This window comes from Nocardia sp. NPDC004582 (assembly GCF_053602115.1).
Genome location: NZ_JBSGCY010000266.1, coordinates 1 through 3,574 on the forward strand (window position 1 = coordinate 1; position 3,574 = coordinate 3,574).

Annotated in this window: 4 protein-coding genes; 2 read left to right on the plus strand and 2 right to left on the minus strand. The window is 70.1% G+C overall.

What is annotated here, in order from left to right; all coding sequences use genetic code 11:
- A partial coding sequence (locus tag ACWELJ_RS33730) for a serine/threonine-protein kinase (protein ID WP_452370119.1) occupies positions 1–830 on the minus strand: 830 nt, incomplete at its 3' end.
- 337 nt (positions 831–1,167) lie between these two features.
- Here ACWELJ_RS33730 and ACWELJ_RS33735 point away from each other — a divergent pair.
- Together ACWELJ_RS33735 and ACWELJ_RS33740 are read left to right on the plus strand one after the other, a co-directional pair.
- Entirely contained in the window at positions 1,168–2,229 is a 1,062-nt protein-coding gene (locus ACWELJ_RS33735; RefSeq protein ID WP_452370120.1) for a glycosyltransferase family 4 protein, read from the plus strand.
- Positions 2,226–3,404, plus strand: a complete 1,179-nt coding sequence (locus ACWELJ_RS33740) for a glycosyltransferase family 4 protein (RefSeq protein WP_452370121.1) — start codon at positions 2,226–2,228, stop codon at positions 3,402–3,404. The genes ACWELJ_RS33735 and ACWELJ_RS33740 overlap by 4 nt, the downstream gene beginning before the upstream one ends.
- Here the strand turns inward: ACWELJ_RS33740 and ACWELJ_RS33745 are convergent.
- A partial coding sequence (locus ACWELJ_RS33745; RefSeq protein ID WP_452370122.1) for a hypothetical protein occupies positions 3,379–3,574 on the minus strand: 196 nt, incomplete at its 5' end. The genes ACWELJ_RS33740 and ACWELJ_RS33745 overlap by 26 nt on opposite strands.

Genomic DNA, 3,574 nt, shown 5'->3' on the forward strand with positions numbered 1-3,574 from the left:
AGCGCCGCCTCCGCCGCCGCGGCCAGTTCGCCGCAGCTGCCGAAGCGGTGGTCGCGATGCTTCGCCAGCGCGCGTTCGATGACCGCGTCGAAGGCCGGGGGCACGGCGCCGTACACCAGGCTCGGCCGCGGAATCGGCGCACCCAGGTGGGCCGCGACCAGCTGCGCGGTGCTCTCCCCCGGATACGGCAGCTGCCCGGTGAGCATGTGGAACAGCGTGCAGCCCAACGCGTACACGTCCGCGCGGTGATCGGTGTCGCCGCGCAGCTCGAACTGTTCGGGGGCGGCGTACTGGAAACTGGCGTACATCTCCCCGGTGCGGGTGAGCGTACTGGTGTGGTCGACCGCCTTGGCGATCCCGAAATCGGCCAGGTAGACCTGCTGCTCGGTGCCCCATTCCAGCAGGATGTTGGCCGGTTTCACATCGCGGTGCAGCACGCCCGCCCGGTGCGCGTGGTCCAGCGCCCGCGCGGTCTCGCCGATGATCCGCACCGCGTGGTCGGGCCGCACCGGGCCGTCGCGCAGGATCGCGGCGGCGTCGGTGCCCTCGACGTATTGCATGGCCATCCAGAGCCGGTGCTCGTCATTGCCGCGCGCGTACACCGCGACGATGTTCGGATGCGACAGCCGCGCGGCGGTATCGGCCTCCCGCAGGAAGCGGGCCCGGACCTCGGGATCGTCGGCCTTGCCCGCGGCCAGGAGTTTCAGTGCGACCGATCGGGGCAGGTCGCGGTCCTTGGCGAGGTAGACCTCGCCCATTCCGCCCACACCGAGCAGCCGTTCGACGGTGTACCCCGCGAAAACCTGCCCTTGCGCGAGTGTGCGCCCCACAGCCTGCCCTCTCCGACCACATCATTTCCGCCGATCACCGTAACCCAGATACCGTTCGGCGAAGCGGGCGTTAATCGCGCGGGATGCTTTTCCGGATGGAATGAATTACTCACTTTGTGTCACAACATAATTCGGAATTCCATGCTTTCCGTTCCGGCGCGATTTGATCTTTCCCGCCATACGGACTGGTCAGTCGCATGATTGCCGTCCGTCAGCGCGCCTCCACCTCCGGATTGACATACACTTGCGCTGCAAGGGCGTTCGGATCGGGTTATCGGTCCGAATGTGGGTGACGGACCCGGGGGTGAGGGTTTTGACACGGCCCATTCGGGTGTTCATGACGGGGTCGGAGTGGTTCACGGCCGCCCCCGGAGGACTGAACCGCTACTTCACCGATCTCTACCACGCGCTCGCCGATGACAGTGGAATAGATGTCAGCGCAAGAGCTTTCGGTGATGCCCCGACCGGGGCGCACTCGTGGGGACCGACGGGCGGCTCCACCCCGGACCGTGCCCGCACCGCGTTCCTGGATCGGGACGCGCTCACCCGCGACACGGTGATCGATCGGCACTTCTGCCTGTACGGTCCGGCCGCGGTGCGCAACCCGCTGGTGGTCCACTTCCACGGACCGTGGGCCGCCGAGAGCCGGATGGCGGGCGAGAGCTCGCGCGCGGTCCGTGCGAAGTACCTCGTCGAGCGCCTGCGCTACGCCCGCGCCGATCGATTCATCGTGCTGTCCGACCATTTCCGGCGGCTGCTGATCGGCGACTACGGCATCCGCGCGGACCGGGTCCGGGTGATTCCGCCGGGCGTCGATCTGGACCGCTTCACCGCCACCGAGCCGGAGACGAATTCCGGGATCGTGCTGTGCGTGCGGCGGCTCGAAAGGCGCATGGGCATCGACGTCCTGCTGCGCGCCTGGTCCGCGGTCGCGGCCCGGCATCCGCAGGCGCGGCTGGTGATCGTCGGAACCGGTACCGCGGAGCGCGAATTGCGGCGGCTGGCGGCGAGCCTGTTCGGCGACGAACCGCACTCCCCGATCCGATTCACCGGCACCGTGTCCGACGCCGAGCTCACCGACCTCTACACCCGCGCCGATCTCACCGTGGTGCCGTCCCTGGCCCTGGAGGGTTTCGGCCTCATCGCCCTGGAGTCCCTGGCCGCCGGACGCCCGCCCGTGGTCTCCGACTGCGGCGGACTGCCGGATTCGGTCCGGGACCTGGATCCCTCGCTCATCGTCGGGCCGGGCGATCCCGAAGCGCTCGCCGCCCGGCTCGTCGCGGCCCTGGACGGGGTGCGCCCGGACCCGAAACAGTGCCGCGCCCATGCCGAGACGTTCTCCTGGGCCGTCGCGGCCCGGCGGCACCGTGACGTGTACGCGGAGCTCACCGCCCGATGACAGCGCTCAAGGCCGTCTTCCTGGCACACACCGCGGCCCCCTCCGGGGCCGAACTGGCGACCCTGCGCCTGGTCTCGGCCATGCCGGCCGGGCGCACCGCCGTGGTGTACACCGAGGACGGCCCGATGCTGCGGCTGATGGCCGCGCGCGGTATCGAAACCCGGGTCGTGAGCAATGATTTCGACTCCCGCGCCATGACCATCGACCAGGCCGGGGTGCGCAGCCTGGTGATCGGCGCGACGGGCCTGCTGCGCCTGGGCTGGACCCTGGGCGCGACCGTGCGCGAACTCGACGCCACGGTCCTGGTCGCGGGCAGCACCAAGGCGATGCTCATGGGCGCGGTGGCCGCGCGCCGGGCCCGGGTGCCGCTGGTCTGGCATGTGCACGACCGGGTTTCCCGCGACTACTTCGGCCGCGCGCTGGCGCTGATCATCCGGGTGCTGGGCTGGGTGGTGGCCCGCGGGGTCATCGCCAACAGCCGTGGCACCCTGGCCTCGCTCTACACCTGGCGGCGCCGGGCCGTGGTCGCCTATCCGGGCGTCGAGTTCCCCGCCGGTGCATCGACCGGCTCCGCGCCCGATTCCGAGATCCACGGCGACGCCCACGCACCAGGGCAGCGTCCCGCCACCGAGACCGTCATCGCCGTGGTCGGCCGCCTCGCCCCGTGGAAGGGACAGGACCTGTTCCTGCGCGCGCTGGCCGATGTGAAAACCCTTCCGCGCGAGGTCTTCCTGGTCGGCGGCACCTTCTTCGACGAGCAGCCCTACCGCGCCGAACTCGAGATGCACGCCACCGCCCTCGGCCTCCCGGTGACCTTCACCGGCCACGTGGACGACCCGGAATCCTATCTGCGCCACGCCGATATCCTCGTGCACTGCTCGGTGCTGCCCGAACCGTTCGGGCAGGTCGTGGTCGAGGGCATGCGGGCGGGCTGCGCCGTCATCGCCACCCGGCCCGGCGGCCCGGAGGAGATCGTCGAGCCGGGCGTGAACGGCCTGCTGGTGACCGCCGGGAACCGCGCCGATCTCACCCGCGCCCTGGACCTGCTGATCGCCGACCAGGAACTGCGCACCAAGCTGGCCGACGCCGCGCGCCTGCGGTCGCGGGACTTCGATGTGGCCGCCTCGGCCCGGACCGTCACCGCCTTCCTCACCGGCGTGCCCGGAAAGCGGTGACGTCGTGGATGATCCGACCGACCCGTTCCCCTACGATCCGCCCACCGTGCGGATGGAGAGCCTCGGCACCCTGGGTGCGGATGGCGTCCAGCGTGGAAGCCGACACATCGGACATTCGTAGCCGCCCAATGAATTCCAGGGTGTCCAGTCCGGTTGCCGAGAGTATCTCG

Bases quoted from the DNA above. Each gene is read 5' to 3' on its own strand.
- ACWELJ_RS33735 (WP_452370120.1), top strand. From the start codon at position 1,168: ATGACGGGGTCGGAGTGGTTCACGGCCGCCCCCGGAGGACTGAACCGC.
- ACWELJ_RS33740 (WP_452370121.1), top strand. From the start codon at position 2,226: ATGACAGCGCTCAAGGCCGTCTTCCTGGCACACACCGCGGCCCCCTCC.